The organism is Aeromicrobium sp. UBA7512 (genome assembly GCF_002476985.1).
Taxonomy (GTDB): domain Bacteria; phylum Actinomycetota; class Actinomycetes; order Propionibacteriales; family Nocardioidaceae; genus Aeromicrobium; species Aeromicrobium phoceense.
Genome location: NZ_DLNK01000003.1, coordinates 257414 through 284397 on the forward strand (window position 1 = coordinate 257414; position 26984 = coordinate 284397).

Below are 26984 nucleotides of genomic sequence, written 5' to 3' on the forward strand. Positions count from 1 at the left end.
GATGCGTGAAGCGCCGCCGACGCCTCGTAGACTTGACCTGTGAGCACCCAGAACCCCAGCAACGACCAGTCCACGACCGGTAGCGCCCGGGTCAAGCGCGGCATGGCCGAGATGCTGAAGGGCGGCGTCATCATGGACGTCGTCGACGCCGAGCAGGCCAAGATCGCCGAGGACGCGGGCGCAGTCGCCGTCATGGCGCTCGAGCGTGTGCCGGCCGACATCCGATCCCAGGGCGGCGTCGCGCGGATGAGCGACCCCGACCTGATCGACGGCATCATCGAGGCCGTCTCGATCCCCGTCATGGCGAAGGCGCGCATCGGTCACTTCGCCGAGGCGCAGGTCCTGCAGAGCCTCGGCGTGGACTACATCGACGAGTCCGAGGTCCTGACCCCGGCCGACTACGCCAACCACATCGACAAGTGGGCCTACACGGTTCCCTTCGTGTGCGGTGCGACGAACCTGGGTGAGGCGCTGCGTCGCATCACCGAGGGCGCCGCGATGATCCGGTCCAAGGGCGAGGCCGGCACGGGCGACGTCTCCAACGCCACGGGCCACATGCGCAAGATCCGTGCCGAGATCGCTCGCCTGCAGAGCCTGCCGAAGGACGAGCTGTTCGTCGCGGCCAAGGAGCTCCAGGCGCCGTACGACCTGGTCGTCGAGGTCGCCGAGGCCGGCAAGCTCCCCGTCGTGCTCTTCACCGCCGGTGGCATCGCCACCCCGGCCGACGCCGCGATGATGATGCAGCTCGGCGCCGAGGGCGTGTTCGTCGGCTCGGGCATCTTCAAGTCCGGCAACCCCGCCCAGCGCGCCGAGGCCATCGTCAAGGCCACGACGTTCTACGACGATCCCGACGTCATCGCCAAGGTCTCGCGCGGTCTCGGCGAGGCCATGGTTGGCATCAACGTCGACGAGATCCCCGAGCCCCACCGCCTGGAGACTCGCGGTTGGTGAGTGCGTCCACCCTTTTCGTCAGAACGCCCCCGGTATCCACCGGGGGCGTTCTTTCGTGTCATGGACCTGGTCACAACGAACTAGCCGTACACCATCAATCAGTCGTGATCTCAGCCACTAACTCGCGTTTCTTTCACGTTTGACCCCATCAGCCCCACGTTCCGTCGTTGTATGGGACTTGTCCGAAGTTGCTGGCGGGGGAGAAGGAAGAGAAGTTGATGCTGAGACGCTCCATCCCCTCTCGCTTGCTCGCCGTCGTGGCGATGCGGCGGACCCGCGCGCTGCTGGGGCTCGGTCTCGCGCTGGGCCTGACCAGCGTGAACACCCTGGCCTACTGGACGGACGAGGCCCAGCTGACGAGCGGCACGATCCAGTCGGGCTCCCTGGACCTGCTGATCGACGGCGAGCTCTCCGGGCAGGGCGGCGCGGTCACCCGAACGGCCCTGTCGGCATCCTCCCTGATTCCCGGCGAGAGCTTCGCCTTCACCGTCCCGGTGCAACGCCGGGCCAACACGGCGGGCTTCGGGCTCAGTGCGACCGCCACGTCGGCCGGTGGGCTCGCCTCCCACCTGCGCTGGAGCGTCTTCGAGGGGACCGCCGGGACGCAGACCACGAATGCGAACGGGCTGCGCAGTGCCTCCTGCACCGGGACGAGCGTCTCCACCGGCGTGGTGCTCGGATCCACCGGCCAGTCGGTGATCGGTGGCACGAACCCCGTGGTGAACCTGGGCGGGACGACCTTCAGCAAGAACCTCTGCATCCAGGTGTCGCTTCCCGCCACCGCCAGCAACGCGGCGCAGAGCACGAGCGCCACCACCACCTTCAGTCTCACGGCATCGCAGCTCCTGTGAGACGCCGACTGCGCGAGACGATCCTGTGGATCGGCGCTGCCCTGGGAACGCTGTGCCTCGTGTGGACGGGTGTCATGTTCGCCTTCGGCCTCACGCCGCTGGTCTTCACGTCGGGCTCCATGGAGCCCGCGATCGGTGCCGGCGACCTCGCGTTCGCCACGACGGTCGAAGCGGTGGACCTCGCCGAGGGGGACATCGTGAGTGTGATCAACGATCGCGGCACGCGCATCACGCACCGGGTCACGAAGGTCGATCGCCAGGACGACGGGAGCGCGATCCTGCAGCTCAAGGGCGACGCGAACCTCTCGCCGGACCAGGAGTCCTACCGCGTCGATGAGGTGGAGCGCGTTTCGTTCGCCGTGCCCCAGGTGGGCCGCCTGGTCAATCTCGTCGGCTCTCCCAACGGCATGTTCGTCGTCGGACTCGTCGTGGCAGGTCTGCTCTACCTCGGCTTCCGTCGCCAGGACGACGACGAGCCCCGAGGGCCGTCGTCGGGCCACGACGGCGACGACGTCGTCGATGGCGACGCCTCGACGCGCGGTGCGGGCTCCGTGCTCCGCCCCGTGACGATGGGCGTCTCGTTGGCTGCGCTCGCCCTCTCCGCGACGGTGGGTCCGGCGGTGGAGTCGACGACGGCAGCCTTCAGCGACTCCGCGCAGCTGACCACCGGTTCCGTGGGCGCGGCGTCCCTCCCGACGCGTCCGTCGAGCATCAGCTGCAGCAAGCCCTTCCTCTCGACGTCGGCGGTCGTCAGCTGGTCGGACGACGACGCGCGCCACGGCTACTACTACGAGGTGGACGACGATGCCGCGTTCGGCAGTCCCGACGTCGAGGGGTCGGTGGCCCCCAACGGCACGAACAGCTTCACGTTCAACTCCGGGTCCGCCGGCGGCTGGTTCTCCTCGACCACCTACCACCTGCGCGTGTACTCCGCCCTCGTCGGTCCCGGGGGAGCGCTCACTTGGCGATCGGCCAGCTACCGGTCCTACCGCGTGACGCGGTCGGCGTTCTTCAACGACTTCAGCTGTTCGACGGTGACATCTCCTGCGAATTGAGTAAACGCATGTGATGAATGTTACGGTTGGGTTAACGCCTGCCGCGTCCCCGGACGCGTGTGGATTCCCCCTGCGTCCTGTTCCCCCGCTCGTGGAACAAATGTCCCAGTCCATGGGACCCATGTCACAATCTCGTCGTGACCTCTGTCATACACCCAAGATTCTTTCGGAATTCGGCGTCATTTTTCCGTCGATCCGTCGTTACATAGATGAAGCAACTGATCGATGGTCGATCAGCCAACCCAAGGAGAAAACACATGAACAAGTCCACCAAGGGCGCCGTCGCCGCCGGAGCCGCCGCCGTCCTGCTGCTGGGTGGCGCAGGCTCGCTCGCGTACTGGAATGCCGAGGGCGACGTCGTCGGCGGCAACATCGAGGCCGGCACGCTGACCCTGACGCCTTCGGGCACGGCGGCCACCTGGACGCTGAACGGCACCGCCGTGGCAGGCAACGACCTCTCCTCCGTCCTGGTCGTTCCCGGTGACACGCTCCGCTACACGGGCACGTGGACCATCGGCGCGACGGGCGACAACCTGCAGGCGGACGTCGACTTCACCGGTCTGGACGGAACGGCGAGCGTCGCCGACAAGATGACCGTCACCGACACGTACACGCTCGATGCTGCTCCGCTGGCGGCCGGCGCCGAGATCACCGACGCCAACGACGGTGACGTGCTCGGCGCGACCGTCGTCGTCGACTTTCCGTTCGGCACGACCGTCGACAACACGTCGCAGGGCATGACGCTCGACCTCACCGAGGGCAACATCACGCTCACGCAGTCCGACGCCACGCCGTGACGAAGGCTTGAGTTCGCAATCGACCATCGATGAGTGAGGTCACGGGGATGACGAGTACGACCGACCGAGGGCGCTTCACGGCGCTCCGGTGGGCCGGCCAGGTGGTTGCCTGGCTCGTCATCCTCGTGGCCGTCTCGGCGGTCGCGGTCGGTGTCCTGATCCCGCGGATCGGGGGCGCCACGCCCTACACCATCCTCACCAGCTCCATGGAGCCGAAGTTCCCGCCCGGAACGCTCGTGGTGGTGAGGCCGACCCCCGCCGAACAGATCGGCGTCGGCGAGGTCGTGACCTACCAGCTGGCGTCGGGTGAGCGAGCGGTCGTGACCCACCGTGTCGTCTCCGTGGCCCTCGGAGCCGACGGTGAGCGCCGCTTCATCACGCAGGGCGACGCCAACTCGAGCGTCGACCGAACGCCGGTCATGCCGGTGCAGATCAAGGGAACCCTCTGGTACGCCGTCCCCAAGCTGGGATGGATGAGCAACGCGATCGGACAGGACCGGCGCAACGCCGCTGTCTACGTCGTCGCCGGGGGACTGGGACTGTACGCCGCCTGGATGCTGGGCGGGGCACTCCGAGAGCGGTTCAGACGTGCTCGACCCACGGACGAGGAGGCGAGGCAATGAGGCGGCTCCTGACGACCGCCCTCGCGCTCGGCCTCGCCTTCGCGGGCATCGCGCCCGCAGCGGCTGACGACGGGATCGGCCTGAGCACGGACGGTACGCAATGGGCCGACACCATCAGCGAGCCCCTCTTCGAGCAGGATGCCGTCTGGGTCCCCGGTGACAAGCGCACCGTCTCGTTCCACGTCCGCAACCAGGAGAGCTCGGACGCCGAGCTGACGGCCTCGGTGCGAAGCGACGACACCGCCCGGCTCCTGGGCGCCGACCATCTCCGTCTGCGCGCGCGGGTGGACGGACGCTGGTTCGTCCTCCGCAACGGTGTCTCGTCGCCGGAGCTCACCGCGGCGAGCATCAGTCCGGGCAGTGCCGTGCGCGTCGACCTGGAGGCGGCCTTCGACCCGGCCTCGTCCAACGCTTCCCAGGCCGCTTCGCTGGACTTCGTGATCGAGGTCCGGTTGGCCGAGGCCGTGGAGAGCACGGATCCGGAGCCCGGCGGGGAGACGCCCACCGACCGTCCGACCGACAACTCGGACGACAGCGCCAACGAGGACCCGACTGCGGCTCCGGCGGACTCGAACGACCTCGACGGGTCCGGGGCCGGCGCCCGCGACGACTCGGGTGACTTGGCGCGCACGGGGTCGGACACCCCAGCCATACTGATCTGGACGGCCATCCTCGCCATCACCGCCGGAGCCGCGTTCATCGCGGCCGGGCGGCGCGAAAGGGAAGACGAACCATGCGTGACACCGCGATGACCAGCCACCACAGTCGCCTGCGCTCGACGTGGCGAGTGGTGGCGTCGGTCCCGGTTCGGCTGCTGCTGTCGCTCGGACTGGTGCTGGGGTTCGCCGCCGTGGGCACGACGGCGTACTGGGCCGACACCGCCGCGTTCACCACCGGCAAGATCGAGGCAGGCAGTCTCGACCTCCAGCTCGGCGGCCGTGACCCGGTCACGGGTGAGATCCGGTGGGAGGCCGTCGGACTCAACCAGTCGTGGACGTACTCGGTCATGCAGCTCGACAACGTCTCGCCCGGCGAGTCCGTGAGCATGGAGCTGCACATGCGCAACGTCGGCACGACGCCGCTGACCTTCACCGCGGTCGGGACCTCGACGACCAACGACATGAATCCGCACCTCTCGGCCACGACCATGCTGGGTGGCACGGCCAACAACGTCGGCACCCGGGAGGCGGTGAACCGCACCGGTACGTGCACCGGCGGTACGCCGTGGTGGACCAACCACGTGCTCTCGACCACGGGACAGCCGGTCACCCCGAACAACGCACCGATCCGGATGAACGCCAACGAGTCGATCCGTGTCTGCATGCTGGCCGGTCTGTCGTCCGCCGCGCCGAACTCCTTCCAGGGGACGTCCACGACCATCCGGGTCGTCATCTCCGCCAAGCAGGTCGGCGCGCCATGAGCCACCGGCTCCTGCGCGTGTTGCGCACCGGCGGCAATGCGCTGCTGTGGGTGACGGCCGTCCTCGGCGCGCTGTCGCTCGTCCTCGGACTCGCCAGTGTGGTCGCCGGCGTCCAGCCCCTCATCTTCCGCTCGAGCTCGATGGAGCCCGCGATCCACGCGGGCGCGCTCGGCCTGGCCAAGACGGTCGATGCCGGCGACGTGGCCGTCGGGGACGTGATCTCCGTCGAGAGCGCCAGCGGTGTTCGCGTGACGCACCGGGTCGTCGAGGTCGAGAAGGCCGGCGAGCAGGTCAGCTTCACCCTCCGCGGTGACGCCAACGCGCAGCCCGACAGTCAGCCGTACCTGGCCACCGAGGTCGACCGGGTGTTCCTCGACGTCCCGTACCTCGGGTACGTGGCCAACGCGATGGCGACACCGTGGGCGCTCTTCGCGGCCGGGATCATCGTGGCGCTGCTGGCGGTCCGGCTGTGGCAGCGCGCCGGGCGCGAGACCCGGTCCGCCATGGGCACCGGCGCAGCCGGGGTGGCGGCCATCGGCATCGCCGTGGCCGGCCTCGTGCCCATTCCCCGGACCGAGGCCTACTTCACCGACAGCTCCACGTTCGAGGCCGGACAGATCCACTCCCACCAGGTGCGGATCTTCGACTGGGGCTCTCCCGTGTGCACGAACGACGCGGGTGGCACCTCGATCACGCTGCGAACGCTCGTGGCGTCGCAGCGCTACAACCAGATCTGGTACGTGGCGCCGGCCGGCGGATCGCTCCCGGCCACGCCGTTCCGGCGCGTCTCACCGACCGGCGCGCCCGACAGCGTCGTGACCACCCAGGTCAGGCGCGCCGACATCGGTGGATCCTCGTTGACACCCGGCAACTACCAGCTCACGGGCCGTTCCGAGCTGAAGGGCACGGCGACGTCCCCGTGGCTCTCGAACGGCACGCGCAACACGAACGTCTCGCTCACCGGGACCACGGACCTGCAGTGCGGAAGCGTCAACCTGCCGCCCGCGATCACGTTCACGACTCCTCAGGACTCCACGGCCTACGCGTCCCCGTCGGCTGCCCAGTCCACCACGCTGGCGCAGTGCGGTCGCCGGTCGCCGTGCGGAACGGCTGCGGACAGCGACGGGATCTACCGCGTGGAGTACCGGCTCCAGCGCGTCAACTTCCTGCTCACACGGTGCTGGGACACGTCCTCCGGCTGGCCGCTGTTCAGCGGGTGCGGAACGTGGCACCAGGCCGACGTGAGTCCCACGCTGCCCACCTCGACGGCGAGTCCGGTCACGTGGCGCGTCCCGCTGACGACCTCCGGGGTGTCGCCGTTCGCGGAGTCCGGCACCTACACGCTCTACCTGAGGGTCTACGACAACTCCTCGAGCCGGATGGTCACCGAGCGGACGATCCGGTTCACGATCAACTGATGGGGCCCGCGCACTAGACTCTCGGGGTGACTTCCATCGGCGTCTTCGCGCTCCAGGGAGACGTGCGCGAACACGTCCAGGCGCTCCAGCGACTGGGCGTCGAGGCGTTCACCGTCCGCCGCCCGGCCGAGCTGGCGCGGTGCGACGGGCTCATCGTGCCCGGCGGCGAGTCGACCACGATGTACAAGCTGGCCCGCACCTTCGAGCTGCTCGAGCCGCTGCGCCAGCGCGTGAAGGAGGGCATGCCGACCTTCGGGACGTGTGCCGGGATGATCATGCTGGCCGACCGGATCCGCGACGGCGCGCCCGGCCAGGAGACGATCGGCGGCCTCGACGTCACGGTCCGTCGCAACGCCTTCGGTCGCCAGGTCGACTCGTTCGAGGTCGACCTGGACCTGGCGGGTGTGGACCGCTCGGTGCACGCGGTCTTCATCCGCGCGCCGTGGGTGGAGGAGGTCGGCCCCGGGGTCGAGGTGCTTGCCGAGGTCCCTTCGGGCGAGGCCGCCGGTAGAATCGTCGCGGTGCGGCAGGGGCCGCTCATGGCGACGTCCTTCCACCCCGAGGTCGGGGACGACGACCGTGTGCACGGACTCTTCGTTGACCTCGTGAAGCAGAGCTAGGACTACGCAAAGGAACGTCATGTCGGGCCACTCCAAATGGGCAACCACCAAGCACAAGAAGGCCGCGATCGATGCCAAGCGCGGCAAGCTGTTCGCCAAGCTGATCAAGAACATCGAGGTCGCGGCGCGCACGGGTGGCCCTGACCCCGAGGGCAACCCCACGCTCTACGACGCGATCCAGAAGGCGAAGAAGCAGTCGGTCCCCAACGACAACATCGACCGCGCGGTCAAGCGCGGCGGTGGCGCCGACGGCGGGGGAGTCGACTACACCACGATTATGTACGAGGGCTACGGCCCGAACGGCGTCGCGTTCCTGATCGAGTGCCTCACCGACAACAAGAACCGGGCCGCCATGGAGGTCCGCACCGCGATGACCCGCAACGGCGGCACGATGGCCGACCCGGGCTCGGTGTCCTACATGTTCAGCCGCAAGGGCATCATCATCGTCCCCGCCGAGCAGGAGGGTGGCCCGACGAACGAGGACGACGTGCTGATGGCCGTGCTCGACGCGGGTGCCGAGGAGGTCAACGACCACGACGGCAGCTTCGAGGTGCTGTGCGAGCCGGGCGACCTCGTCGCCGTGCGCACCGCGCTGCAGGAGGCGGGCCTGGACTACGACTCGGCCGACGCCTCGTTCGTGCCCAGCGTGCACGTCGAGGTCGACGCCGAGGGTGCCGCGAAGGTCGTCCGGCTCATCGACGCCCTCGAGGACAGCGACGACGTGCAGAACGTCTTCGCCAACTTCGACGCGCCCGACGAGGTCATGGCCGACCTCTGAGCCGGCCTCGGCCATGATGTGGCCATGGACCGACGCGTGCGCACTCCCGACGGAGTCGGCTGGAGCGTTCGCGTCGGCCGACCCGCGCTGCGCGGCAGCGAGGGGGACCTCGTCGTCGGTGGCGCCCCGGCCGCCGGCGGCTTCGCGCCGCTGCTCGTCGTGGTGGGGCTGATCCTGCTCGCGGTGCTGGCTCCGGTGCTCGTCAAGAGCGACCGGGCGTGGGCCCTGGCGCTCGTCCCGGTGCTGCTCGCCGCGGGCTGGCTGCTGCTCGCGCGCTACCCGGTGGAGCTGCGCCGCGACGGCTCCGACCTGCCGCTGCACCGCACTCTCGTCGCCGGACGCGGGAACGCCCGCCGCGTCGCCGCCGAGCTCGCCGAGGAGATCTCCCGCACGCCCGACGGGAAGCTGACCGGCTGACCGCCGATCCGACGAACCGGGCGGCGTGCCTCCACGGGCGCGTCGCCGCCACCGCCTAGAGTGTCGAACATGCGTTCCCTTCGCGTCCTGGGCGTCGACCCCGGCCTGACCCGGTGCGGCGTCGGCATCGTCGAGGGGTTCGTGGGCCGTCCGCTGGACCTCGTCGACGTCGGCGTCGTCCGCACCCCGAGCGACCTCGACCTCGCGAAGCGGCTGCTGCGACTCGAGCGTGCCCTCGACGAGATCGTCGTGCGGCAGCGACCCGACGTGGTCGCGGTCGAGCGGGTCTTCAGCCAGCACAACGTGAGCACCGTGATGGGCACCGCGCAGGCCAGCGCGATCGCGATGCTCGTGGCCGCGCGCCACGGGATCCCCGTCCAGCTGCACACGCCGTCCGAGGTCAAGGCCGCCGTCACCGGCAGCGGCCGCGCCGACAAGGCGCAGGTTGCGGCGATGGTCACCCGGCTGCTTCGCCTCGACGCGCCGCCGAAGCCCGCGGACGCCGCCGACGCCCTCGCCCTCGCGATCTGCCACATCTGGCGTGGCGCCGCCCAGAACCGACTCGCCGCCGCCGTCGCCGCGGCCGGAGCGGCCCGATGATCGCCCACCTGCGTGGCGCCGTCGCCGCGGTCTCGCTCAACTCCGCCGTCCTCGACCTGCAGGGCGTTGGCTACCACGTCATGTGCACTCCCTCCACGATCGCCGACCTGCGCCTGGGCCAGGAGGCCACGCTGTGGACCTCGATGGTCGTGCGCGAGGACTCGATGACGCTCTACGGCTTCGCGAACGCCGAGGAGCGCGACATGTTCGAGCTCGTGCAGACCGCCAGCGGCGTGGGTCCGAAGGTCGCCCAGGCGATGCTCGCGGTGCTCCCGCCCGAGCGGCTGCGCACCGCGATCGCCTCGTCCGACCACGCCACCCTCACGAAGGTGCCCGGCATCGGCCGCAAGGGCGCCGAGCGGATCGTGGTGGAGCTGAAGGACCGGGTCGGTGCCGTCGCCTCGTCCGCCGTCTCGCCGGCCGGTCCCGCCTGGCGCGACCAGGTGCACGAGGCGCTCGTCGGGCTCGGCTGGTCGGCCAAGGACGCCGACGCCGCGATCGACCGGGTGGCCGACGGTGTCGGTCCCGATCCCGACATCTCGGCGATCCTGCGCGACGCCCTGCGATCGATGGACCGAGGCCGGTGAGCATGGACGAGTACGACGACTTCGAGTCGATCGTGGCCGAGGCCGCGTCCCCTCAGGAGAGCGCCTTCGAGCAGGCCCTGCGACCGCGCACCCTCGACGAGCTCGTCGGCCAGGAGCGGGTCCGTGAGCAGCTCGCGCTCGTGCTCGACGCCGCGGTCGCGCGCGACCGCACCCCCGACCACGTCCTGCTGTCCGGCCCGCCCGGGCTGGGCAAGACCACGATCGCGATGATCATCGCGAACCAGCTCGCGGCGCCGCTGCGCCTCACCAGCGGCCCGGCGATCCAGCACGCGGGCGACCTCGCGGCGATCCTCTCGGGCGTCAACGAGGGCGACGTGCTGTTCATCGACGAGATCCACCGGATGTCGCGGCCCGCCGAGGAGCTGCTCTACATGGCGATGGAGGACTTCCGGGTCGACGTCGTCGTCGGCAAGGGTCCGGGCGCCACCGCCATCCCGCTGCAGATCCCGCCGTTCACCGTCGTCGGCGCCACCACCCGCGCCGGCCTGCTGCCCGGCCCCCTGCGCGACCGGTTCGGCTTCACGGCCCAGCTCGACTACTACGAGCCGTCCGACCTCGACCGCATCGTGCGGCGCTCCGCCGACCTGCTCGACCTGCAGGTGAGCGCCGAGGCGTCCGCGGAGATCGGCTCACGCTCCCGCGGCACCCCGCGCATCGCCAACCGCCTGCTGCGACGCGTCCGCGACTACGCCGAGGTCCGCGCCGACGGCGCCGTCGACCACGCGATCGCGCAGGCCGCCCTCGACCTGTACGAGGTCGACGACCTCGGCCTCGACCGGCTCGACCGCGCGGTGCTCGACGCCCTGTGCCGCAACTTCGGCGGTGGACCGGTCGGCATCGCCACGCTGGCGGTCGCGGTGTCGGAGGAGCGCGAGACGGTGGAGGAGCTGGCCGAGCCCTTCCTGGTGCGGCTGGGCTTCCTGGCCCGCACGCCGCGTGGGCGGATCGCCACCCCGGCGGCCTGGCGACACCTCGGCCTGACGCCCCCGGCCGGGGTCGATGCCGGGCAGCTGCCCTTCGACTCCGCCGACTAGACTCCATCCGGTGACGTTCGCTGACTTCCTGCCCCTGATCCTGCTGGCCCTGGTCTTCTTCCTGCTGATCATCCGTCCCATGCGGGAACGGCAGAAGCAGTACTCGGCGCTGCGCCAGATGCAGTCGGCGCTGAAGCCCGGTGCCCGCGTGATGATCAGCAGTGGCATCCACGGCACCATCTCGACGATCGACGACGAGACCGTCGGCTTGGAGATCGCGCCCGGCGTGGTCATCACCGTGGCGCGCGCGGCCGTCGCCGAGGTCGTCGCGCCCGACGTGATCGACCCCGAAGCATGAGCGACTTCCCGGACGCCGCCGCGCGGCTCATCCGCGCCATCGACGACTGGCCCGAGGCCGGCGTCACGTTCCGCGACATCACTCCGCTGCTCTCCGATCCGCAGGGGCTGGCCGCCACCGTCTCCGCTCTGGTCGACGCGGCGAGGGCCTTCGGACCGCTCGACGTCGTGGCCGGCGTCGAGGCGCGCGGGTTCCTGCTCGCGCCGCTGATCGCCGAGGCGCTGGGCATCGGCCTGGTGCCCGTCCGCAAGGCCGGCAAGCTGCCCGCGCGCACCCTCTCGGAGTCCTACTCGCTCGAGTACGGCGACGCCGTCGTCGAGATCCACGCCGATGCCGTTCCCGAGGGCGCCCGCGTGCTCGTCGTGGACGACGTCCTCGCCACCGGGGGAACGCTCGCCGCCGCCGGCCGTCTGTTCGAGCGCGCCGGCGCCGTCGTCGCCGGCAGCCTCGTCCTCATCGAACTGTCCGCCCTCGAGGGTCGCGCCGTGCTCGGCGACGTCCCCCTGACCGCACTCCTGGAGTACTGATGAGCCAGCGCACCGTCCGCATCGTCGCCATCATCGCCATCGCCGCGCTCGTCCTGGGCGTGCTCGCCTCGGTGTTCACCGGCGCCCTCTGAAGCGCCCTCCGTAGGATGGACTGAAGGAGGCACGCGTGGCTGAGCGCATCGATGGACCATCGACGAAGGCTGCCGAGACCAGGACCCCGGACTCGGCACGCACCTCCGCGCGCGTGCGCAGCCGGCTGGCCCGCATCGGCGGCAAGTCCACCGGCGGCGGCAACCCGGTCCTCGACCCGCTGATCAAGGTCTACCGCGACACCCATCCCAAGGGCGACGTCTCGTCGATCGAGAAGGCCTACGAGGTCGCCGCGGCGATGCACGAGGGCCAGAAGCGCAAGAGCGGCGACCCGTACATCACGCACCCGCTGGCCGTCGCCACGATCCTCGCCGAGCTCGGCATGACGGCGCCCACCCTGTGCGCGGCCCTGCTGCACGACACCGTCGAGGACACCTCCTACACGATCGAGCAGCTGCGCAAGGACTTCGGCGACGAGGTCGTCCACCTCGTCGACGGCGTCACCAAGCTCGACAAGGTCAAGTACGGCGACTCCGCCCAGTCCGAGACCATCCGCAAGATGGTCGTCGCGATGGCGCGCGACATCCGCGTGCTCGTCATCAAGCTGGCCGACCGCCTGCACAACATGCGCACCCTGCGCTACCTGCGCCAGGACAAGCAGGAGCGCATCGCCCGCGAGACCATCGAGATCTTCGCGCCCCTGGCCCACCGCCTGGGCATGAACACGATCAAGTGGGAGCTGGAGGACCTCGCGTTCGCCACCCTGCACCCCAAGGTCTACGACGAGATCGTGCGGCTCGTCGCCGAGCGCGCGCCGTCGCGCGAGGCGTTCCTGGAGCGCGTCATCCGCGACGTGAACTCCGACCTCGGCCACGCCAAGATCAAGGCGAAGGTCACCGGCCGGCCGAAGCACTACTTCTCGATCTACCAGAAGATGCTCGTGCGCGGCCGCGACTTCTCCGACATCTTCGACCTCGTCGGCGTGCGCATCCTGGTGGACGACGTCGCCGACTGCTACGCCGTGCTGGGCGTCCTGCACGCCCGGTGGAACCCCATCCCGGGCCGCTTCAAGGACTACATCAGTGTCCCGAAGTTCAACATGTACCAGTCGCTGCACACCACGGTGATCGGCCCGCAGGGCAAGCCGGTGGAGCTGCAGCTGCGCACCTACGCCATGCACCGCCGCGCCGAGTTCGGCGTCGCGGCCCACTGGAAGTACAAGGCCGAGTCGCTCGCGGCCGTCGGCGGGAAGGCCAGCAAGGACGGACCCGGCGGCAACGAGATGATGTGGCTGCGCGAGCTGGTCGACTGGCAGTCCGAGACCGAGGACTCCAGCGACTTCCTGGACTCGCTGCGCTTCGAGATGCAGAACGCGGGCGTCTACGCCTACACGCCTCGTGGTGACCTGATCCAGCTGCCGGCGCACGCCACGCCGGTCGACTTCGCCTACGGCGTGCACACCGAGGTCGGTCATGCGTGCGTCGGCGCCCGCGTGAACGGCCGCCTGGTGTCCCTGGAGTCCGAGCTCGAGAGCGGCGACGTGGTGGAGATCTTCACGTCGAAGTCGCCCACCGCCGGCCCGAGCCGCGACTGGCTCGACTTCGTCAAGAGCCCCCGCGCGCGCAACAAGATCCGGCAGTGGTTCACGAAGGAGCGCCGCGAGGAGGCCATCGACCACGGCAAGGACCTCATCGCGAAGCAGATGCGCAAGGAGGGTCTGCCGATGCATCGCCTGTTCCGGCAGGCGAACCTCGACACGGTGGCCAAGGAGATGGGCCACGCCGACATCTCCGCGCTCTACGCCGCGGTGGGGGAGGGCAACGTCGGCGCGCAGGGCGTCGTCGACCGCGTCATCGACCTCGCCGGCGGCCGCGAGGGTGCCGAGGAGGAGGCCGCCGAGGCCACGGCGATGCCGCTGCGCTCCAGCCGGCCGTCCACGGCCCGCGGCGACGCCGGTGTCGAGGTGGTGGGTGTCTCTGGCGACGTCATGGTGAAGCTCGCGCGCTGCTGCACGCCCGTGCCGGGCGACAAGATCGAGGGCTTCGTCACGCGCGGCTCCGGCATCTCCGTGCACCGCTCGGACTGTGTCAACTTCGTGGAGCTGGCGCACCAGACCGAGCGGGTCGTGCAGGTGCGCTGGGTCGCCAACGCCAAGACCACGTTCCTCGTGGCGATGCAGGTCGAGGGCCTCGACCGTCCGCACCTGCTGTCCGACATCACCAAGGTGATCTCCGACCAGCACGTCAACATCCTGTCGGCCACCCTCAGCACCGGCCGCGACCGCGTCGCCAAGAGCCGCTTCACCTTCGAGATGGCCGACGCCAAGCACCTCGGCGCCGTCCTGAAGGCCGTCGGCGGCGTCCAGGGCGTCTTCGACGCCTACCGCGTCACCCAGTAGGCCATCCAGCGTCGAGACACGTGATCTCGATACACCGTCTCGCTTCGCTCGCCGGCACTCGATCACCGGCTGCCCGGTGATCGAGTAGCTCGCGAGCGCCAGCGAGCGGCGTATCGAGATCAGCTGTGGACGAAGGGCACCGGCCCAGCGATCTCCGCCACGCTGAGCGGATGGCCCACGTCTACATCCTCCGGTGCGCGGACGGCTCCTACTACGTCGGCAGCTCACGCAACCTGGCCGGGAGCCTCCACCAGCACCAGACCGGCACGGGCGCGGAGTACACGAGGCACCGGCTCCCGGTCGAGCTCCTGTGGTCCCACGAGTTCGCATCAGTCGTCGATGCGTTCGCGGCGGAGAAGAGGATCCAGGGGTGGTCTCGAGCCAAGCGCGAAGCACTCATGCGCGGCGACTTCCACCTCTTGCCCGGGCTGGCGAAGAAGCGCAGCTGGCGCCGGGACGCATGATCTCGATACACCGTCTCGCTGCGCTCGCCGGCACTCGATCACCGGCGAGCCGAGATCAGCCGAAGTCGGAGGCGGTGCGGCGGGCGATGTCGAGGAACGCCTGGCGCGACTCGAGGTTCTCGCGCAGGCTCTTGACCTTCTTGGCGTCGCCGGCGGCCTCCGCCTTGGCGATGTCGGCCTCGATGCCGGCGATGGCGTCCTCGAGCTTGGTGATCATGTCGTCCGCGCGGGCCGACTTCTCGGGGTCCGTGCGCTTCCACTCCTGGTCACCCGCATCGCGGATCGCCTTCTCGACGGCGCGGATGCGGCCCTCGAGCTCCTTGATCTGGTCGCGCGGCACCTTGCCGGCGGCCTCCCAGCGGTCGGCGATGTCGTGCCAGGCACGGCGCGTGGCCTCGAGGTCCTTGATCGGCAGCAGCGCCTCGGCCTCGACGAGGATCTCCCGCTTCACCGTGGCGTTCTCGGCGAACTCGGACTCCTGCGCGGCGTTGGCGGCCTCGCGGGCCTGGAAGAAGACGTCCTGCGCCGCGCGGAAGCGCTTCCACAGCTTGTCCTCGACGTTGCGCGGGGCGGAGCCGGCGGCCTTCCAGCGCTGCATGAGGTCGCGGTAGGCGCCCGACGTGGTGCCCCAGTCGGTGGAGCCGGAGAGGGCCTCGGCCTCCTCGATCAGCTTCTCCTTGATCTTCTTCGCCTCGTCACGGCGCACGGTCTGCTCACCGAAGTGGGCCTTGCGCTTCTTCGTGTAGGCGGTGCGAGCGCTGGAGAACCGGTGCCACAGCTCGTCGTCGGCCGACTTGCTGAGGCGGGGGAGCGCCTTCCACTCGTCGAGCAGGGCGCGCAGCCGGTCGGCGCCGTTGCGCCAGTCCTGGCCCGCGCCGATCTTCTCGGCCTCGGCGACGATGCGCGTCTTGGCCTCGGTGGCCTCGGCGGTGCGCTGCTCGCGCTCGGCCTTGCGCTTGGCGCGGAGCTCGCCGAGGGCCGGCTCGACCTTGTCGAGACGCGCCGACAGCGACGCGAGGTCGCCGATCGCCTGCGCGTCGACGAGCTGCTCGCGGATCGTGGCGACGGCCTTGGTCGCGTCGTCGGGCGACACGGTTCCGGCCTCGATGCGCTTCTCCAGCAGGTCGACCTCGGTCTCGAGGTTGTCGAAGCGCCGGGTGTAGAACGCGAGCGCCTCAGCGGCGTCGCCTCCGGTGACCCATTGCCCGATCAGACGTTCGCCATCGCCCTCTTTGACGTAGACGTTGCCGTCCGCGTCGACGCGGCCCCAATCACTCATGGCGGTCAGTCTAGGAGGTTCGCGGCGTCAGGTCCTCCTCGCGTACCCTGACGGACGTGCTTCTCACCGCCTTCCCCGCCGGACCACTGCAGGCGAACTGCTATTTCGTCGCCTCGGGCCCGGGTTCCCCGTGCGCGATCGTCGACCCGGGCATGCAGTCCGCAGAGGGCGTGCGCGCCGTCGTGGCCGAGCACGACCTGACCCCCGCCGCCGTCCTGGTGACGCACGGCCACTTCGACCACATGTGGGACGCGGCGCAGGTCGCCGACGAGTACGGCTGCCCGCTGTGGATCCACCCGGCCGACCGGCACCTGCTGGGCGACCCGATGGCCGCGATCTCCAATGAGTCGGCGGCGATGCTGCGTCAGCAGCTCGGGGAGATCGACGAGTCGCAGTTCTCCGAGCCGGCCGAGGTCCGCGACGCCGTCGACGGCGCCACGATCCAGGTCGGCGACCTGACGCTCACCGTCGACCACTGCCCGGGCCACACGCCGGGCACCGTGGCCTACCGCGTCGACTACACCGGTGACGAGCCCGTCTCGCAGATCATGTTCTCCGGCGACTTCCTGTTCTTCGGCTCGATCGGCCGCACCGACCTCGTCGGCGGCGTCCACGCCGAGATGCTGCGCAGCCTGCAGACCAAGGTGCTGACGCTGCCCGACGACGTCGTCGTGCTGCCCGGTCACGGCCAGCAGACCTCGATCGGCCGCGAGAAGGCCACGAACCCCTTCCTGCTGGAGCTGACCCAGTGAGCAAGCTGTCGGGCTTCCCCGAGTTCCTGCCGGCGGAGCGCAGCGTCGAGCTGGCGGTGTTCGACCACCTGGCCCGCGTCTTCGAGCTGCACGGCTTCGCCAACATCGAGACCCGAGCGGTGGAGCCGCTCGAGACGCTGCTGCGCAAGGGCGAGATCGACAAGGAGGTCTACGCCGTCCGCCGCCTGCACGCCGACGAGTCCGAGGCCTCCGAGCTGGCCCTGCACTACGACCTCACGGTGCCGTTCGCGCGCTACGTCGTGGAGAACGCCGGCCACCTCCAGTTCCCGTTCCGCCGCTATCAGATCCAGAAGGTCTGGCGCGGCGAGCGGCCCCAGGCCGGCCGGTTCCGCGAGTTCACCCAGGCCGACATCGACATCGTCGGCGACGGCGCGCTGCCGTTCCACTTCGACGTCGAGGTGGCGCGGGTCATGGCCGAGGCGCTCGCCGGGCTGCCGATCCCCGGCCTGTCGCTGACGCTGCAGGTCAGCAACCGCAAGGTGCTGGAGGGCTTCTACCTCGGCCTGGGCATCGAGAGGCCCACCGCCGTCATGCAGGTGATCGACAAGCTCGACAAGCTGTCGGCCGACAAGATCGCCGACCTGCTCGGCGAGCAGGGGCTCACCGAGGCCCAGGCCACGTCGTGCCTCGCGCTGGCCGAGATCGTCACCACCGACACGTCGTTCGTCCAGCAGGTCCGCGACCTCGGCGTCGAGCACTCGCTGCTCGACGAGGGACTCGCCGAGCTGGAGGCCGTCGTGGCGGGGTGTGCCACCGTCGAGGGCGTGACCGTCACCGCCGACCTGCGCATCGCGCGCGGCCTGGACTACTACACGGGCACGGTGTTCGAGACCCGCGTCGCCGAGCACCCGGGCCTCGGCTCGATCTGCTCCGGAGGCCGCTACGACGAGCTCGCCAGCGACGGCAAGCGCACGTACCCGGGCGTGGGCTTGTCGATCGGCGTCTCGCGCCTGCTCTCGACGCTGACCACGAGCGGCGTCACTGCGTCGCGCTCCGTGCCCTCGGCCGTCCTCGTGGCGGTCAACGACGAGGACTCGCGTCCCGGCAGCGACGCCATCGCCCAGCGCCTGCGCGCCCGTGGCATCGCCTGCGAGGTGGCCCCCGCGGCCCAGAAGTTCGGCAAGCAGATCCGCGTCGCCGAGCGCCGTGGCATCCCCTTCGTCTGGTTCGTCACGCAGGACGGCGACCAGGTGAAGGACATCAGAACCGGCGAGCAGGTGTCGGCCGATCCCGACGCCTGGACGCCCCCCGAGACCGACCTGCGACCGCAGGTGACCCACAAGGAGACGACAGCGTGATCCGCACCCATGACGCCGGAACCCTGACGGCCGCGAACATCGGCGAGAGCGTCACCCTCGCCGGTTGGGTCGCCCGCCGCCGCGACCACGGCGGAGTCGCCTTCATCGACCTGCGCGAGGCCAGCGGCGTCGCTCAGGTCGTCGTCCGCGAGGACGTCGCCCACCAGCTGCGCAGCGAGTTCTGCCTCAAGGTCACCGGCACGGTCCAGCGCCGTCCCGAGGGCAACGAGAACGCCGCGATCGCCACGGGCGAGATCGAGGTCATCGCCGACGACGTCGAGATCCTGTCGCGGTCCGAGCCGCTGCCCTTCCCCATCGACGAGCACGTGGAAGTGGGGGAGGAGGCGCGCTTGAAGCACCGCTACCTCGACCTGCGCCGGCCCGCCCCGGCCCGCGCGATGCGGCTGCGCTCGAAGGTCAACGCGGCCGCCCGCGCCGTGCTGGACCGCCACGACTTCGTCGAGGTGGAGACGCCCACGCTGACCCGCTCCACGCCCGAGGGCGCGCGCGACTTCCTCGTGCCGGCCCGCCTGCGTCCCGGCAGCTGGTACGCGCTGCCGCAGAGCCCTCAGCTGTTCAAGCAGCTGCTCATGGTGGGCGGCCTCGAGCGGTACTACCAGATCGCGCGCTGCTACCGCGACGAGGACTTCCGTGCCGACCGCCAGCCCGAGTTCACCCAGCTCGACATCGAGATGAGCTTCGTCGAGCCCGATGACGTGATGGCGCTGGCCGAGGAGATCTACGTCGCGCTGTGGAAGCTGATCGACGTCGACCTGCCCACGCCGTTCCCGCGGATCACGTACGCCGACGCGATGAGCAAGTACGGCTCCGACAAGCCCGACCTGCGCTTCGACCTCGAGCTGGTCGAGCTGACCGACTACTTCAAGGACACGCCGTTCCGCGTGTTCCAGGCGCCGTACGTCGGCGCGGTCGTGCACCCCGGCGGTGCCTCGCAGGCCCGCCGCACGCTCGACGGCTGGCAGGAGTGGGCGAAGCAGCGCGGCGCCCGCGGTCTGGCCTACGTGCTCGTGCAGGAGGACGGGTCCCTCACCGGTCCCGTCGCGAAGAACCTGTCCGACGCCGAGCGTGAGGGCCTCGTGGAGGCCGCCGGCGCGAAGCCCGGCGACGCCGTCTACTTCTCGGCCGGCCCGGTCAAGAGCTCGCGCCAGCTGCTCGGTGCCGCGCGCATCGAGATCGCCAAGCGCGAGAACCTCATCGACGAGTCGAAGTGGGCCTTCGCGTTCGTCGTCGACTGGCCGATGTTCGAGTCGGTCAGCGAGCTGGACTCCGGTGACGTCGCGGTCGGCGGCGGCGAGTGGACCGCGGTCCACCACGCCTTCACCGCGCCCCAGGACCCCGAGACCCTCGCCACGCCCGGCGACTCGCTGGCGCAGGCCTACGACATCGTCTGCAACGGCAACGAGGTCGGCGGCGGCTCCATCCGTATCCACCGCGAGGACGTGCAGAAGCGCGTCTTCGAGATCATGGGCATCGGCGCCGAGGAGGCGCAGGAGAAGTTCGGCTTCCTGCTGGAGGCGTTCAAGTACGGCGCCCCGCCGCACGGCGGCATCGCGTTCGGCTGGGACCGCACGGTCGCGCTGCTCGCCGGCGCCGACTCGATCCGCGAGGTCATCGCGTTCCCGAAGTCCGGTGGCGGCTACGACCCGCTGACCGCGGCTCCGGCCCCGATCACGCCGGAGCAGCGCGCCGAGGCCGGCGTCGACGCCGAGCCCGACGAAGGCGACGACGCCGAGTGAGTCGCTGGCTGCCTCCGGCGGAGGACCCGCGCACCGAGGGCGACCCGGTCGGTGAGAAGGCCACGTACCTGGAGTACCTGGCCAACCACCGGCTGACGCTGCAGCTCAAGTGCGCGGGCCTCTCGCCCGAGCAGCTGGCGCACCGCAGCGTGCCGCCGAGCACGCTGTCGCTGCTCGGCCTGGTGCGGCACATGGCGTACGTCGAGCACACGTGGTTCGTCCGCGTGGCGCAGCAGTCGCCGGAGGAGCCGCTGTTCCTCAAGGCCCACGACAGCGACGCGGACTTCAACGGCGCGGTCGGCACGCAGGAGTGCGTGGACGAGGCGTTCGAGGCCCTGCGCGCGCAGATCGCCCGGGCCGAGGCGTGGCTCGAGGGCATCGACGAGGCCGACTTCGGCCGCGAGCTGCCCCACCACCGCGCCGGCACCGTCGCGATCCGTGACCTGCTCGTGCACATGATCGAGGAGTACGCCCGCCACAACGGCCACGCCGACCTCCTGCGCGAGTGCATCGACGGTCGCACCGGGGAATGAGCCGTAGGCTCGTGGGGTGACCGACGGACTCTTCGACCTGCCCGAGGCGCCCGCCTCGGGACGCCGCGACTCCAGCGGATCCCTCGCGGGCAACGTGCACTCCAGCGCCCCGCTCGCGGTGCGGATGCGACCGCAGACGCTCGACGAGCTGGTCGGTCAGCAGCACCTCCTCGCCCCCGGGTCGCCGCTGCGGCGGATGATCGAGGGCAACGCCCCGCTCACCGTGCTGCTCTGGGGCCCGCCCGGCACCGGCAAGACCACGCTCGCGAGCCTCATCAGTCATCAGACCGACCGCCGCTTCGTCGAGGTCTCCGCGGTGAGCGCCGGCGTCAAGGAGGTCCGCGAGGTCATCGCCGGAGCCCGCCAGGCGCTGTCGCGCGGCAAGGAGACGGTGCTGTTCGTCGACGAGGTCCACCGCTTCAGCAAGGCGCAGCAGGACGCGCTGCTGCCCGGGGTGGAGAACCGCTGGGTCAGCCTCGTTGCCGCCACCACCGAGAACCCGCACTTCAGCGTGATCTCGCCGCTGCTGAGCCGCTCGCTGCTGCTCACCCTCCAGCCGCTCACCGACGACGACATCGCGGTGCTGGTCGACCGCGCGATCGCCGACGAGCGCGGCTACGGCGGCGACATCGCGATCAGCGACGACGCCCGCGACCACCTCGTGCGGCTCGCCGGGGGAGACGGCCGCCGTGTGCTGACCTACCTCGAGGCCGCCGCGGGTGCGGCGTCCGACCAGGGCCACGCCGAGATCACCCTCGATGATGCCGCCCTCGCCGTGGACAAGGCTGCCGTCCGGTACGACCGCCAGGGTGACCAGCACTATGACGTGACGAGCGCGTTCATCAAGTCGATCCGCGGCTCCGACGTGGACGCGGCACTGCACTACCTCGCCCGGATGATCGAGGCGGGGGAGGACCCGCGGTTCATCGCGCGCCGCCTGATGATCCACGCGAGCGAGGACATCGGCATGGCCGATCCCACGGCGCTGCCGCTGGCCACGGCCACGGCCCAGGCGGTCGCGATGATCGGCTTCCCCGAGGCCCGGATCCCGCTGGCGCAGGCGGTGATCCACCTCGCCACGGCGCCGAAGTCCAACGCGGTGATCCGCGCCATCGACGCCGCGATGGCCGACGTCCGCGCGGGCAAGGTCGGCGCGGTGCCGCCCGCGCTGCGCGACGCGCACTACTCCGGGGCGAAGAAGCTGGGCCACGGGCACGACTACGTCTACGCGCACGACGACCCCCGCGGCGTCGTCCCGCAGCAGTACGCGCCCGACGACGTCGACGGCTCCGACTACTACGAGCCGGGCCCTCACGGCGCCGAGGGAGCGATCGCCGAGCGCCTCGCCCGAATCCGCGCAATCGTCCGAGACCGGTAACCTCGTTCCCATGTCCGTGCAGCTCGCGATGCTCGTCGCCACCGCCGTCCTGGCGGTCGTGGCAGTGGTCGCGGCCGTCGTCGCGCTGCGAGCTCTGCGCGAAGCGAAGGCACTCGGTGATCGAGTAGCACGCGACGCAGGAGCGGCATATCGAGATCAGCCCGAGGACTCACGTGATCTCGATACATCGCCTCATTCCTCGGCGACACTCGATCACCGAGCTCCCGCGCCCGAGCCGACCACCGAGGTCGTGCGGGTCGTCGAGGGCCGCGTGATCGTCCAGCCCACCCACGACCAGCTCGTCGCGGCCACGATGACGCGCCCGTCGGTGCGCCTGAACATCCTCGTCGGCGGCGTCGCCCACGCGCTGCGTCCCGAGAGCCGCGACCGGATCCTCGGCCTGATGCGCCGCGAGTACCGCGCGAGGAGGCGAGCTCGCCAGCGGGCCGCCCGCGCGGCGGCTCGCGCCACCAACGGTCCGCCTCCGTCGTCCGGTGGCCAGGGCTGGGTGGGCTCATGAGCGCCCGTCTCGCCTGGTTCGTCGCCGGAGCGGCGGCCGGCGTGTACTCCAGCGTCAAGGCCAAGCGAGCGGCCTACCGGCTCTCCATGCCGGGCCTGATCGACCAGGCCGCCGCGCTCGGCTCCGGCGTGCGGGCCTTCCGCGCGGAGATGCACGAGGGGATGCACGCCCGCGAGGACCACCTGCGCCACCACCTGCTGGACCACGAACCCCGGCTCGCGCTGACCGAGCCCACCGAACCCCCCGAACCAAAGGACCCCCTCTGATGGAGACCGCTGAGATCCGGCGCCGATTCCTCTCCCACTTCGAGAACGCCGGCCACACGGTCGTGCCGTCGGCGCCTCTGCTGTTCGACGACCCGAACCTGCTGTTCGTCAACGCCGGCATGGTGCCGTTCAAGCCGTACTTCCTCGGCCAGGAGACGCCGCCGTTCGACCGCGCCACGAGCGTGCAGAAGTGCGTGCGCACCCTCGACATCGAGGAGGTCGGCAAGACCACCCGCCACGGCACCTTCTTCCAGATGAACGGCAACTTCAGCTTCGGCGACTACTTCAAGGAAGGCGCCATCACGCTGGCGTGGGAGCTGATCACCAAGTCGGTCGACGACGGCGGCCTGGGCTTCGACCCCGAGAAGATCTGGGTCACGGTGCTGCACACCGACACCGAGGCGCGCGAGCTGTGGAAGAAGGTCGCCGGCCTGCCCGACGAGCGGATCCAGGACCGGGGCCTGCTCGACAACTACTGGCACATGGGCGTCGAGGGTCCGGGCGGCCCGTGCTCGGAGATCTACGTCGACCGCGGCCCCGAGTACGGACCCGACGGCGGCCCGGAGGCCGACGAAGACCGCTTCCTGGAGATCTGGAACCTCGTGTTCATGCAGGAGGAGATCGCCAACGTCACCGCCAAGGACCAGTTCGACGTCATCCAGCCGCTGCCGAAGCAGAACATCGACACCGGCATGGGCCTGGAGCGCGTCGCGTACCTGCTCCAGGGCAAGGAGAACCTGTACGAGATCGACGAGGTCTTCCCCGTCATCGAGCGGGCCGCCGAGCTCACCGGTCGCAGCTACGGCGCCGACCACACCGACGACGTGCGCTTCCGCGTGGTCGCCGACCACGTCCGCAGCAGCCTCATGCTCATCGGCGACGGCGTCACGCCCGGCAACGAGAGCCGCGGCTACGTGCTGCGCCGCCTGCTGCGCCGCGCCGTGCGCTCGATGCGCCTGCTCGGCTACGAGGATCCCGCGCTGCCCCAGCTGCTCCCGGTGAGCATGGAGCGGATGAAGGCGTCCTACCCCGAGCTGGAGACGGACTTCGCCCGGATCAGCCAGATCGCCTACGCCGAGGAGGAGGCGTTCCGCCAGACGCTCGGCAAGGGCACCCAGATCTTCGACGTGGCCGCGGGCGAGACGAAGCAGTCCGGCGGCAGCGTGCTCAGCGGCAGCCAGGCCTTCCAGCTGCACGACACGTACGGCTTCCCGATCGACCTCACGCTGGAGATGGCGCAGGAGCAGGGCCTCTCGGTCGACCAGGAGGGCTTCCGCTCCCTCATGGCCGAGCAGCGGGCCCGGGCGAAGGCCGACGCGAAGTCGAAGAAGGGCCTGCACGCGGACACCACGGTGTACCGCGAGACGATCGACGCATTCGGACCCACCGACTGGGTGGCCTACACGAACCTCATCACCGAGTCCAAGGCGCTGGCGCTGCTCTCGGGCGGCCAGTCCGTGCCCGTCCTCACCGAGGGCCAGGTCGGCGAGGTCGTGCTCGACCGCACCGGCTTCTACGCCGAGTCCGGCGGCCAGAACGCCGACGCGGGCGTCCTGCGCTGGGACGGTGGCCACGCCGAGGTGCTCGACGTCCAGCGGCCCATCCGCGGTCTCGTCGTGCACCAGGTGCGCGTCGTCCAGGGTGAGCTGACCGCGGGCTCCGAGATCTCGGCCGAGGTCGACCACGAGTGGCGCATCGGCGCCCGCCAGGCGCACTCGGGCACGCACGTCGTTCACGCGGCGCTGCGCGAGGTGCTCGGCCCCACGGCGCTGCAGTCCGGCTCGTACAACCGACCCGGCTACCTGCGCCTCGACTTCGGCTGGGGCGGCGCGCTCGACCCGGAGCAGTTCCACCAGGTCGAGCAGGTCTCGAACCGGGCGCTGCGCGAGGACCTGCAGGTCTCGCAGCACTGGATGACGCTGCCCGAGGCCAGGGAGTTCGGCGCTCTCGCGCTGTTCGGCGAGACGTACGGCGAGGAGGTGCGCGTCATCGAGATCGGCGGCCCCTGGTCGCGCGAGCTCTGCGGCGGCACCCACGTCGAGCGCTCCAGCCAGATCGGCACCGTCGTGCTGACCTCGGACTCTTCGGTGGGCGCGGGCAACCGTCGCATCGAGGCGCTCACCGGCATCGAGGGCTTCCAGTACCTCGCCCGCGAGCGCGATCTCGTGCTCCAGCTCAGCGACGTGCTGAAGGCCAAGGCCGACGACCTGCCCGCCCGCGTGCAGGACCTCGTGTCCCGTCTGAAGTCCACCGAGAAGGAGCTCGAGAAGTTCCGGACGGCGCAGCTGCAGGCCGGTGCCGGTGACGTCGCGAAGTCGGCGGAGGACATCGACGGCGTCGCATTCGTCGCGCACCGTGCCGAGGGCGTCGGTGGCGGCGACGTGCGCCAGCTCGCGCTCGACATCCGCGGCCGCCTCGCCGACCGCCCGGCCGTGGTCGTCGTGATCGGCACGTCGGGCGACAAGCCCTCCGCGGTCGTCGCGCTCAACCCCCAGGCCATCGAGCGCGGACTCTCGGCCCAGCAGCTGATCGCCACCGTCGGCGAGCGGATCGGCGGCCGCGGTGGCGGCAAGGCCGACGTCGCCCAGGGTGGTGGCACCGATCTCGGTGGCATCGATGCGGCCTTCGCCGCCGTCCGGGACGCCCTGCGCGGATGACCTGGCGCAGGGGACGCCGCCTCGGGGTCGATGTCGGCGACGCCCGCATCGGGGTCGCGTCGTGCGACCCCGACGGGCTGATCGCCACGCCCGTCGAGACCGTCAAGGCGGGGGAGGGCTCGATCGCCCGCCTCGTGGCGCTCGTGGACGAGTACGAGGCCCTCGAGGTCGTCGTCGGCCTGCCCCTCGGGATGTCGGGTCGCGAGGGCCCCGCCGCGGTCAAGGTGAGGGCCTACGCGACCGCTCTGGCAGCGGCGCTTCCAGGTGTTTCGGTACGGTTGATCGATGAACGACTCTCGACGGTGGCGGGCCAGGCCCAGCTGCACGCGAGTGGGCGCACGACGAAATCGTCACGATCGGTCATCGACCAGGCGGCTGCCGTGGTGATTCTCCAGTCGGCGATCGACGCCGAGAAGGCGCGCGGAAGCGCGCCCGGCGAAGTGGTCGACGTGGCGACGGAAGGAAACGACGGATGAGCGAGAGTGACGGCGGGCTGGAGATCCTGACCGGCGAGGAGGAGCCCCGACGCAACCGTCCGGGCTCGCGTCGCAAGGAGGAGCCCCCGGCGAAGAAGAAGTCGGGCCTGAAGAACGTGATCGCCCTGATCGCTGTCATCGCGATCCTGATCGGCGGCTACGTCGTGGTCACCCAGGCCATGGACCGGATGGGCGGCGCCGAGGACTACTCCGGCTCCGGCACCGGCACGGCCGAGGTGACCATCCCCTCGGGCGCGAACGGCGTCCAGATCGCCCGGATCCTGGCCGAGCAGGACGTCGTGAAGTCGTCCGAGGCCTTCTACCAGTTGAGCCTCACCGACGCGCGCGCCCAGCAGATCCAGCCCGGCACCTACACGCTGCGCCAGCAGATGTCCGCCGAGGCCGCGCTCGCCGCCCTGGTCGACCCGTCGGCCCGCGTCCAGGCGAAGTTCACGGTGCCCGAGGGGGCGCGCGTGGGCCAGATCGTGGAGATCATCTCCAAGAACACCGAGCTCGAGTCGAAGGACCTCGAGGCCGCGCTCGACGACCCCGCCTCGATCGGCCTGCCCGACTACGCCAACGGGAACCCCGAGGGCTACCTGTACCCCGAGACCTACTTCGTCGAGCCGGGTGACGACGCCAAGGCCGTCCTGACCCGGATGGTGCAGCAGACGCTCAAGGTGGCCAAGGACCTCGACATCGGCACCCGGGCGCCCGCGCTGGGCCTGTCCGGCGAGGAGGTCCTCACGGTGGCCAGCATCCTGGAGTACGAGGGCCAGAAGCCCGAGGACTACGCCAAGATCGCCCGTGTGCTCTACAACCGCATCGAGCAGGGCATGCCCCTGCAGCTGGACTCCACGGTGTCCTACGTCAGCGAGCGCAAGGGCGACGTGTGGACCACGGCCGAGGAGCGCGCCAACCCGTCGCTGTACAACACCTACCAGCACCAGGGCCTGCCGCCGGGACCGATCGGCTCGCCGGGCGAGGCCTCGATCGAGGCTGCGCTCAACCCGGCCACCGGTCCCTGGCTGTACTTCTTCGCGAAGAAGGACGGCTCGGTGGTCTACAACGAGGACTTCGGCAAGCACAACTCCGACTGCCAGGCCGAGTACGGCGCCGGTTCGTGCGGCGGCTGAC

Annotated in this window: 29 protein-coding genes; 28 read left to right on the forward strand and 1 reads right to left on the reverse strand. The window is 70.3% G+C overall.

Features of this window, described 5'->3' with window-relative positions:
• The first annotated feature begins 39 nt into the window (after positions 1-39).
• The 18 genes from pdxS to B2363_RS03230 all read left to right on the forward strand — a co-directional run bounded on the left by pdxS (position 40) and on the right by B2363_RS03230 (position 14910).
• Complete coding sequence (gene pdxS / locus B2363_RS03145) at positions 40-951, forward strand: pyridoxal 5'-phosphate synthase lyase subunit PdxS (protein WP_181756019.1); 912 nt, start codon at positions 40-42, stop codon at positions 949-951.
• A 218-nt stretch (positions 952-1169) separates the two neighbouring features.
• Positions 1170-1802 carry a SipW-dependent-type signal peptide-containing protein gene (locus B2363_RS03150; protein WP_286928393.1) on the forward strand — a complete coding sequence of 211 codons (633 nt, stop codon included), beginning with the start codon at positions 1170-1172 and terminating at the stop codon, positions 1800-1802.
• Complete coding sequence (locus tag B2363_RS03155; protein ID WP_286928394.1) at positions 1799-2857, forward strand: signal peptidase I; 1059 nt, start codon at positions 1799-1801, stop codon at positions 2855-2857. The genes B2363_RS03150 and B2363_RS03155 overlap by 4 nt, the downstream gene beginning before the upstream one ends.
• A gap of 257 nt (positions 2858-3114) precedes the next feature.
• Positions 3115-3654, forward strand: a complete 540-nt coding sequence (locus B2363_RS03160; RefSeq protein ID WP_181756016.1) for an alternate-type signal peptide domain-containing protein — start codon at positions 3115-3117, stop codon at positions 3652-3654.
• A 47-nt stretch (positions 3655-3701) separates the two neighbouring features.
• Positions 3702-4277 carry a signal peptidase I gene (locus tag B2363_RS03165; RefSeq protein WP_286928395.1) on the forward strand — a complete coding sequence of 192 codons (576 nt, stop codon included), beginning with the start codon at positions 3702-3704 and terminating at the stop codon, positions 4275-4277.
• Positions 4274-5029 (forward strand): hypothetical protein, encoded by a 756-nt coding sequence (locus B2363_RS03170; RefSeq protein ID WP_286928396.1) that lies wholly within the window; start codon positions 4274-4276, stop codon positions 5027-5029. The genes B2363_RS03165 and B2363_RS03170 overlap by 4 nt, the downstream gene beginning before the upstream one ends.
• The gene (locus B2363_RS03175; protein ID WP_286928398.1) at positions 5011-5697 is read left to right on the forward strand and encodes a SipW-dependent-type signal peptide-containing protein; all 687 of its coding nucleotides are present in this window, start codon (positions 5011-5013) and stop codon (positions 5695-5697) included. The genes B2363_RS03170 and B2363_RS03175 overlap by 19 nt, the downstream gene beginning before the upstream one ends.
• Positions 5694-7115, forward strand: coding sequence for a signal peptidase I (locus B2363_RS03180; RefSeq protein ID WP_286928400.1), 1422 nt, complete (start codon positions 5694-5696; stop codon positions 7113-7115). The genes B2363_RS03175 and B2363_RS03180 overlap by 4 nt, the downstream gene beginning before the upstream one ends.
• 26 nt (positions 7116-7141) lie before the next feature.
• Entirely contained in the window at positions 7142-7735 is a 594-nt protein-coding gene (pdxT, locus tag B2363_RS03185; protein WP_286928401.1) for a pyridoxal 5'-phosphate synthase glutaminase subunit PdxT, read from the forward strand.
• Between the two features lie 19 nt (positions 7736-7754).
• A complete protein-coding gene (locus B2363_RS03190; protein ID WP_181756010.1) occupies positions 7755-8513 on the forward strand; it encodes a YebC/PmpR family DNA-binding transcriptional regulator in 759 nt (252 codons plus the stop codon).
• A gap of 24 nt (positions 8514-8537) precedes the next feature.
• On the forward strand, positions 8538-8930 hold the full coding sequence (locus tag B2363_RS03195; RefSeq protein WP_286928403.1) for a hypothetical protein: 393 nt from the start codon (positions 8538-8540) through the stop codon (positions 8928-8930).
• 87 nt (positions 8931-9017) lie between these two features.
• Positions 9018-9530, forward strand: coding sequence for a crossover junction endodeoxyribonuclease RuvC (ruvC, locus tag B2363_RS03200; protein ID WP_286929012.1), 513 nt, complete (start codon positions 9018-9020; stop codon positions 9528-9530).
• The gene (gene ruvA, locus B2363_RS03205) at positions 9527-10117 is read left to right on the forward strand and encodes a Holliday junction branch migration protein RuvA (protein WP_286928405.1); all 591 of its coding nucleotides are present in this window, start codon (positions 9527-9529) and stop codon (positions 10115-10117) included. The genes ruvC and ruvA overlap by 4 nt, the downstream gene beginning before the upstream one ends.
• Before the next feature lie 2 nt (positions 10118-10119).
• Positions 10120-11172 (forward strand): Holliday junction branch migration DNA helicase RuvB, encoded by a 1053-nt coding sequence (gene ruvB, locus B2363_RS03210; protein WP_286928407.1) that lies wholly within the window; start codon positions 10120-10122, stop codon positions 11170-11172.
• A gap of 10 nt (positions 11173-11182) precedes the next feature.
• Positions 11183-11470, forward strand: coding sequence for a preprotein translocase subunit YajC (gene yajC, locus B2363_RS03215; protein WP_286928408.1), 288 nt, complete (start codon positions 11183-11185; stop codon positions 11468-11470).
• On the forward strand, positions 11467-11997 hold the full coding sequence (locus tag B2363_RS03220) for an adenine phosphoribosyltransferase (protein WP_286928410.1): 531 nt from the start codon (positions 11467-11469) through the stop codon (positions 11995-11997). The genes yajC and B2363_RS03220 overlap by 4 nt, the downstream gene beginning before the upstream one ends.
• Positions 11998-12124: 127 nt before the next feature.
• Positions 12125-14446, forward strand: a complete 2322-nt coding sequence (locus B2363_RS03225; protein WP_376785943.1) for a RelA/SpoT family protein — start codon at positions 12125-12127, stop codon at positions 14444-14446.
• 170 nt (positions 14447-14616) lie between these two features.
• Positions 14617-14910 carry a GIY-YIG nuclease family protein gene (locus tag B2363_RS03230; protein ID WP_286928412.1) on the forward strand — a complete coding sequence of 98 codons (294 nt, stop codon included), beginning with the start codon at positions 14617-14619 and terminating at the stop codon, positions 14908-14910.
• Positions 14911-14965: 55 nt separating this feature from the next.
• Here B2363_RS03230 and B2363_RS03235 read toward each other — a convergent pair whose 3' ends face one another.
• Positions 14966-16189 carry a DUF349 domain-containing protein gene (locus B2363_RS03235; protein WP_286928413.1) on the reverse strand — a complete coding sequence of 408 codons (1224 nt, stop codon included), beginning with the start codon at positions 16187-16189 and terminating at the stop codon, positions 14966-14968.
• 56 nt (positions 16190-16245) lie between these two features.
• Between B2363_RS03235 and B2363_RS03240 the strand changes: the two genes are divergently transcribed.
• From B2363_RS03240 to mltG, 10 genes are read left to right on the forward strand one after another with little or no spacing between them, the layout of a single operon-like run.
• Positions 16246-16941: an MBL fold metallo-hydrolase gene (locus B2363_RS03240; protein ID WP_286928415.1), complete on the forward strand. Its 696-nt coding sequence runs from the start codon at positions 16246-16248 to the stop codon at positions 16939-16941.
• Positions 16938-18260 (forward strand): histidine--tRNA ligase, encoded by a 1323-nt coding sequence (gene hisS / locus B2363_RS03245; RefSeq protein WP_286928416.1) that lies wholly within the window; start codon positions 16938-16940, stop codon positions 18258-18260. Before B2363_RS03240 ends, hisS begins: the two co-directional genes overlap by 4 nt.
• Complete coding sequence (aspS, locus tag B2363_RS03250; protein WP_286928418.1) at positions 18257-20017, forward strand: aspartate--tRNA ligase; 1761 nt, start codon at positions 18257-18259, stop codon at positions 20015-20017. Before hisS ends, aspS begins: the two co-directional genes overlap by 4 nt.
• Positions 20014-20550: a DinB family protein gene (locus B2363_RS03255; RefSeq protein WP_286928419.1), complete on the forward strand. Its 537-nt coding sequence runs from the start codon at positions 20014-20016 to the stop codon at positions 20548-20550. Before aspS ends, B2363_RS03255 begins: the two co-directional genes overlap by 4 nt.
• A 16-nt stretch (positions 20551-20566) precedes the next feature.
• Positions 20567-21928 (forward strand): replication-associated recombination protein A, encoded by a 1362-nt coding sequence (locus B2363_RS03260; protein ID WP_286928420.1) that lies wholly within the window; start codon positions 20567-20569, stop codon positions 21926-21928.
• A gap of 10 nt (positions 21929-21938) precedes the next feature.
• Positions 21939-22448, forward strand: coding sequence for a hypothetical protein (locus B2363_RS03265; protein WP_286928421.1), 510 nt, complete (start codon positions 21939-21941; stop codon positions 22446-22448).
• Positions 22445-22714, forward strand: a complete 270-nt coding sequence (locus B2363_RS03270) for a DUF6167 family protein (RefSeq protein ID WP_181755995.1) — start codon at positions 22445-22447, stop codon at positions 22712-22714. The genes B2363_RS03265 and B2363_RS03270 overlap by 4 nt, the downstream gene beginning before the upstream one ends.
• Complete coding sequence (gene alaS / locus B2363_RS03275) at positions 22714-25371, forward strand: alanine--tRNA ligase (RefSeq protein ID WP_286928424.1); 2658 nt, start codon at positions 22714-22716, stop codon at positions 25369-25371. The genes B2363_RS03270 and alaS overlap by 1 nt, the downstream gene beginning before the upstream one ends.
• The gene (gene ruvX / locus B2363_RS03280) at positions 25368-25847 is read left to right on the forward strand and encodes a Holliday junction resolvase RuvX (protein ID WP_181755993.1); all 480 of its coding nucleotides are present in this window, start codon (positions 25368-25370) and stop codon (positions 25845-25847) included. The genes alaS and ruvX overlap by 4 nt, the downstream gene beginning before the upstream one ends.
• A complete protein-coding gene (gene mltG / locus B2363_RS03285; protein ID WP_286928426.1) occupies positions 25844-26983 on the forward strand; it encodes an endolytic transglycosylase MltG in 1140 nt (379 codons plus the stop codon). Before ruvX ends, mltG begins: the two co-directional genes overlap by 4 nt.
• Position 26984 lies beyond the last annotated feature (1 nt).

Coding starts and splice junctions, on each gene's coding strand:
- B2363_RS03230 (WP_286928412.1), top strand. CDS start 14,617: ATGGCCCACGTCTACATCCTCCGGTGCGCGGACGGCTCCTACTACGTC.
- mltG (WP_286928426.1), top strand. CDS start 25,844: ATGAGCGAGAGTGACGGCGGGCTGGAGATCCTGACCGGCGAGGAGGAG.
- B2363_RS03160 (WP_181756016.1), top strand. CDS start 3,115: ATGAACAAGTCCACCAAGGGCGCCGTCGCCGCCGGAGCCGCCGCCGTC.
- ruvB (WP_286928407.1), top strand. CDS start 10,120: ATGGACGAGTACGACGACTTCGAGTCGATCGTGGCCGAGGCCGCGTCC.
- ruvA (WP_286928405.1), top strand. CDS start 9,527: ATGATCGCCCACCTGCGTGGCGCCGTCGCCGCGGTCTCGCTCAACTCC.
- B2363_RS03150 (WP_286928393.1), top strand. CDS start 1,170: ATGCTGAGACGCTCCATCCCCTCTCGCTTGCTCGCCGTCGTGGCGATG.
- B2363_RS03175 (WP_286928398.1), top strand. CDS start 5,011: ATGCGTGACACCGCGATGACCAGCCACCACAGTCGCCTGCGCTCGACG.
- B2363_RS03270 (WP_181755995.1), top strand. CDS start 22,445: ATGAGCGCCCGTCTCGCCTGGTTCGTCGCCGGAGCGGCGGCCGGCGTG.
- B2363_RS03180 (WP_286928400.1), top strand. CDS start 5,694: ATGAGCCACCGGCTCCTGCGCGTGTTGCGCACCGGCGGCAATGCGCTG.
- B2363_RS03220 (WP_286928410.1), top strand. CDS start 11,467: ATGAGCGACTTCCCGGACGCCGCCGCGCGGCTCATCCGCGCCATCGAC.
- B2363_RS03235 (WP_286928413.1), bottom strand. CDS start 16,189: ATGAGTGATTGGGGCCGCGTCGACGCGGACGGCAACGTCTACGTCAAA.
- B2363_RS03170 (WP_286928396.1), top strand. CDS start 4,274: ATGAGGCGGCTCCTGACGACCGCCCTCGCGCTCGGCCTCGCCTTCGCG.
- ruvX (WP_181755993.1), top strand. CDS start 25,368: ATGACCTGGCGCAGGGGACGCCGCCTCGGGGTCGATGTCGGCGACGCC.
- B2363_RS03165 (WP_286928395.1), top strand. CDS start 3,702: ATGACGAGTACGACCGACCGAGGGCGCTTCACGGCGCTCCGGTGGGCC.
- B2363_RS03195 (WP_286928403.1), top strand. CDS start 8,538: ATGGACCGACGCGTGCGCACTCCCGACGGAGTCGGCTGGAGCGTTCGC.
- alaS (WP_286928424.1), top strand. CDS start 22,714: ATGGAGACCGCTGAGATCCGGCGCCGATTCCTCTCCCACTTCGAGAAC.
- B2363_RS03190 (WP_181756010.1), top strand. CDS start 7,755: ATGTCGGGCCACTCCAAATGGGCAACCACCAAGCACAAGAAGGCCGCG.
- B2363_RS03265 (WP_286928421.1), top strand. CDS start 21,939: ATGTCCGTGCAGCTCGCGATGCTCGTCGCCACCGCCGTCCTGGCGGTC.